This window comes from Burkholderia sp. Tr-20390, assembly GCF_017104595.1.
Lineage (GTDB): Bacteria > Pseudomonadota > Gammaproteobacteria > Burkholderiales > Burkholderiaceae > Burkholderia.
In genome coordinates this window covers 1-3,606 of sequence record NZ_JAAGPC010000349.1, presented here as the reverse complement: position 1 = coordinate 3,606, position 3,606 = coordinate 1, and the positions used below count along the sequence as shown (strand labels likewise).

4 protein-coding genes are annotated in these 3,606 nt (G+C 71.5%); all 4 read left to right on the top strand.

The annotated features are described in order from the left end of the window. The coding region (locus G3N98_RS38730; protein ID WP_206151072.1) for an FAD-dependent monooxygenase at window positions 1-989 on the top strand (989 nt) is incomplete at its 5' end. A gap of 64 nt (window positions 990-1,053) precedes the next feature. Then, entirely contained in the window at window positions 1,054-1,581 is a 528-nt protein-coding gene (locus G3N98_RS38725) for a flavin reductase family protein (protein WP_175240453.1), read from the top strand. A 122-nt stretch (window positions 1,582-1,703) separates the two neighbouring features. Continuing rightward, the gene (locus tag G3N98_RS38720; protein ID WP_089476795.1) at window positions 1,704-2,627 is read left to right on the top strand and encodes a LysR family transcriptional regulator; all 924 of its coding nucleotides are present in this window, start codon (window positions 1,704-1,706) and stop codon (window positions 2,625-2,627) included. 100 nt (window positions 2,628-2,727) lie between these two features. Then, window positions 2,728-3,606, top strand: an 879-nt coding sequence (locus G3N98_RS38715) for an FUSC family protein (RefSeq protein WP_206151071.1), incomplete at its 3' end; no start/stop codon positions are given.

Sequence of the window (3,606 nt, the reverse complement as noted above, 5' to 3'; positions counted from 1 at the left end):
GCCGCTGGCAGGACGGCAGCCTGCTCGGTTCCTTCCCGCTCGGCCACGACGTCGAGGCCGCCTTCAACGCGCCGTACTGGAACGCGCATCGCGCCGACCTGCATGCCGCGCTGCTCGACGCCGTGCGCGACCCGGACACGGCCGGCCCGCCCGTCGCCGTGCTCGGCGGCATCGCGGTGCGCGGGCTCGACGCGTGCGGGCCGGACGGCGCGACCGTCGTCGATGCGGCGGGCACGCGCTGGCGCGCGGATCTCGTCGTCGCGGCCGACGGCATTCACTCGACGCTGCGCCACGCGCTGCTCGGCGACGATGCGCCGCACTACAGCGGCGACGACGCGTATCGCGCGCTGATCGACGTCGACGCGATCGATCCGCACTCGCCCGTGTTCGAGATCGTCAAGGAGCCGCAGGTGACGATCTGGCTCGGGCCCGGCCGGCACGCGATCCATTACTGGGTGCGCGACCGCCGGCTGCTGAACCTCGTCGTGATCGTGCCGGGCGACGGCAGCACGCGCGAATCGTGGAGCAGCAAGGGCGACCGCGCGACGCTCGAGGCCGAGCTCGATGGCTGGGACCCGCGCCTCGTCGGGCTGATCCGCTGCGCGTCGGACCTGAGCCGCTGGTCGCTGCACGACCGCCAGCCGCTCACGCGCTGGGTGTGGGGCAGCGTATGCCTGCTCGGCGACGCGTGCCATCCGATGCTGCCGTACCAGTCGCAGGGCGCCGCGCAGGCGCTCGAGGACGCGGTCGTGCTCGGCCGGTGCGTGACGGGGCTCGCGTCGAAGGACGCCCTCGGCGCCGCGCTGGTCGAGTACCAGCGCTTGCGGATCGACCGCAGCGCGCGGATCCAGCTCGCGTCGGCCGGCAACGGCGGCGTGTTCCACCTGCCCGACGGCCCCGAGCAACAGGCGCGCGACGCCGAGCTCAAGTCGCGCCGCGCCGACTTCAAGTCCTACCACTGGACCTGGGCCGACGCGTACCAGCTTTGACGCCCGCCCCGGCGCCGCGTGGTACGACCCGCGGCACCGGGGCTCCTCGTGACAGGACCGCATCATGACGAACACCGTGGACATTGCGCAGCAACTGAAGCAGGCGATGCGCGGCGTGGCCGCCACCGTCACGATCGTCACGACCGGTGGCGACGGCGCAGCAGCCACCCCGTGTGCGCTGACCGCCAGCTCGTTCACCTCCGTCGCGCTCGATCCGCCGACCGTGCTGGTGTGCATCAACCGGCGCGCCAGCATTCACGCGTCGATCACCGGCCACCGGCGCTTCTGCGTGAACGCGCTGCGCAGTTGCCACGTGCCGCTCGCGCTCGCGTGCAGCACGACGGGCTCCGACACGCGCTTCGCGCACGACGCATGGCGCACCGACGCAGCGACCGGGCTGCCCTACCTCGAGAACGCGCAGACGTCGTTCTTCTGCGACACGCTCGAACAGGTCGAGGTGGGTTCGCATTCGATCCTGGTCGGACGGGTCACGCGCGTTGCGATGTCCGACGACGTGAACCCGCTGATGTACGTGAACGGCGCGTTCGCCGCCGTCCGCTCGCTGCCGCCCGATGCCGGCGCCGGCCAATGACACCCCGATGCGTGCGTCACGCGTGATGCCGCGCGCAATCGTTGCGTGCGCTGCAGTCACGCTGCGCGCGCGTATCCCGCCCTACCATTGCGCCGCATGCACGCGATGACACGGAGAAGCCGATGGCACCCGACCTGAACCTGCTGATTTCACTCGACGCACTGCTCGAAGAGGGTAGCGTCGTCGGCGCCGCACGCCGCATGAACCTGAGCCCGCCCGCGATGAGCCGCACGCTCGCGCGCATCCGCGAAACGGTCGGCGACCCGATCTTCGTGCAGGCCGGCCGCAAGATGGTGCCAACGCCGCGCGCGCTCGAACTGCGCGGCGCCGTCCGCGAAGCCGTGGAGCGCGCGTCGCAGTTGCTCGCCCCGTCCGCGGAAATCGATCTCGGCACGCTCGACAAGCAGTTCAACGTGCGCGCGAACGACATCTTCGTCGGCCTCCACAGCAGCCGCCTGCTCGAGGAGATGGCGCGCGGGATGCCGCGCGCGATGCTGCGCTTCATGCCCGAGGAAGACGACATCGACGACGACGCGTTGCGCAGCGGCCGCATCGACCTGTTCATCAGCGCGTCGCGCCGCCTCGGGCCGGAGATTCGCGTCCAGCCGCTGTTCACGACGACCTTCGTCGGCCTCGCGCGCGACGACCACCCGATCTTCGACGACGACATCACGCCCGAGCGCTTCGCGCGCTGGCCGCACATCGGCGTGTCGCGGCGCGGCAAGTCGGCGGGGCCGATCGACGACGCGCTCGCCGCGCGCGGCCTCGCGCGGCAGGTGCTGCTCGTCGTGCCGACGCCGTATGCGGCGATCTTCGCGTTGCAGGCATCGGACCTGATCCTGCCGCTGCCCGAGCATCTCGCGCGCGGCGCGGTGCGGGCCGGGCTCGGCGTGCGCGCGTTCGAGCTGCCGGTGCCGCTCGAAACCGTGCTGATCACGCAGGCGTGGCATCCGCGCTTCCAGAGCGACCCCGCGCACCAGTGGCTGCGGCGTGTCGTGCGCGGGCTGTGTACCGGCCAGCCGGCGCTGCATCCGGCGCACGCATGACGCATGCGTCGTACGCACTCGTCGAGTGCAAAGACGTCACTGTTCCGCATGCATCGCTCGACCGTAGACTGGCTTCGTCCTTTCTCATGGAGCAAGCGCAGTGCATGACGCAGCCGATCAGACGCGCGCCGTCGCGTCGCCGCCCCGCCGCCTGAATCGCGCGGCCGCGGCGCTGATCGCGCGCATCGACATCTTCACGCCACGCGGTGCGTATGTCGCGCGCTCGGTCATCGCCGCCGCGCTCGCGCTCGGCGTCGCGTACCTGCTCGAACTGGAAACGCCGTACTCGGCGGCATCGACGGTGCTGCTCGTGATCAATCCCGTGCAGGGCGCGGTGATCGGCAAGGGCGTGTGGCGCGTGGTCGGCACGATCGCGGGGATGGTCGTCGCGTTCGTGCTGATGGGCGGCTTCGCGCAGCAGCCGCTGCTGTTCATTCTCGGCTTCGCGTTCTGGCTCGGCGTCTGCGTCGCCGGCATGACGCTGCTGCGGCATTTCCGCGCGTCGGGCACCGTGGTGGCCGGCTACACGATCGGCCTCGCGACCTACGGCGCGATGCAGCATCCCGAGCTGACCTTCGAGCACGTGATCGGGCGCGGCTCGACGGTCGCGATCGGCGTGCTGTGCCTGAGCCTCGTGTCGATGCTGCTCGGCACGCGCGATGTCCACGCAAAACTCGAAGCGCTGGTGACGCGCATCACGGCCGACGTCGCGCGGGTCATCGCCGCGCAGCGCAACGGCCTCGCGGCGGCGCCCGCCGACGACAAGCGGCACGCGCTGTTCGCCGGCATCTACGGCATCGACGATCTGCTCGCGCTCGGCAAGGCCGAATCGGAAGATCTCGCGCAGCGCGCGGCCGCCGTGCGGCACGGGATGGCTTCACTGTTCGGCGCGCTCGTGGGCGGCACACCGCCGCTGCCGGCCGACAGCCCCGGCGCGCAAGCGGTCGCGTCGCTGCAGCCGCGTCTCGCGGCCGCGTGG

Excerpts from the sequence above, each read along its gene's own strand:
- G3N98_RS38725 (WP_175240453.1), top strand. The coding sequence starts at position 1,054 with ATGACGAACACCGTGGACATTGCGCAGCAACTGAAGCAGGCGATGCGC.
- G3N98_RS38720 (WP_089476795.1), top strand. The coding sequence starts at position 1,704 with ATGGCACCCGACCTGAACCTGCTGATTTCACTCGACGCACTGCTCGAA.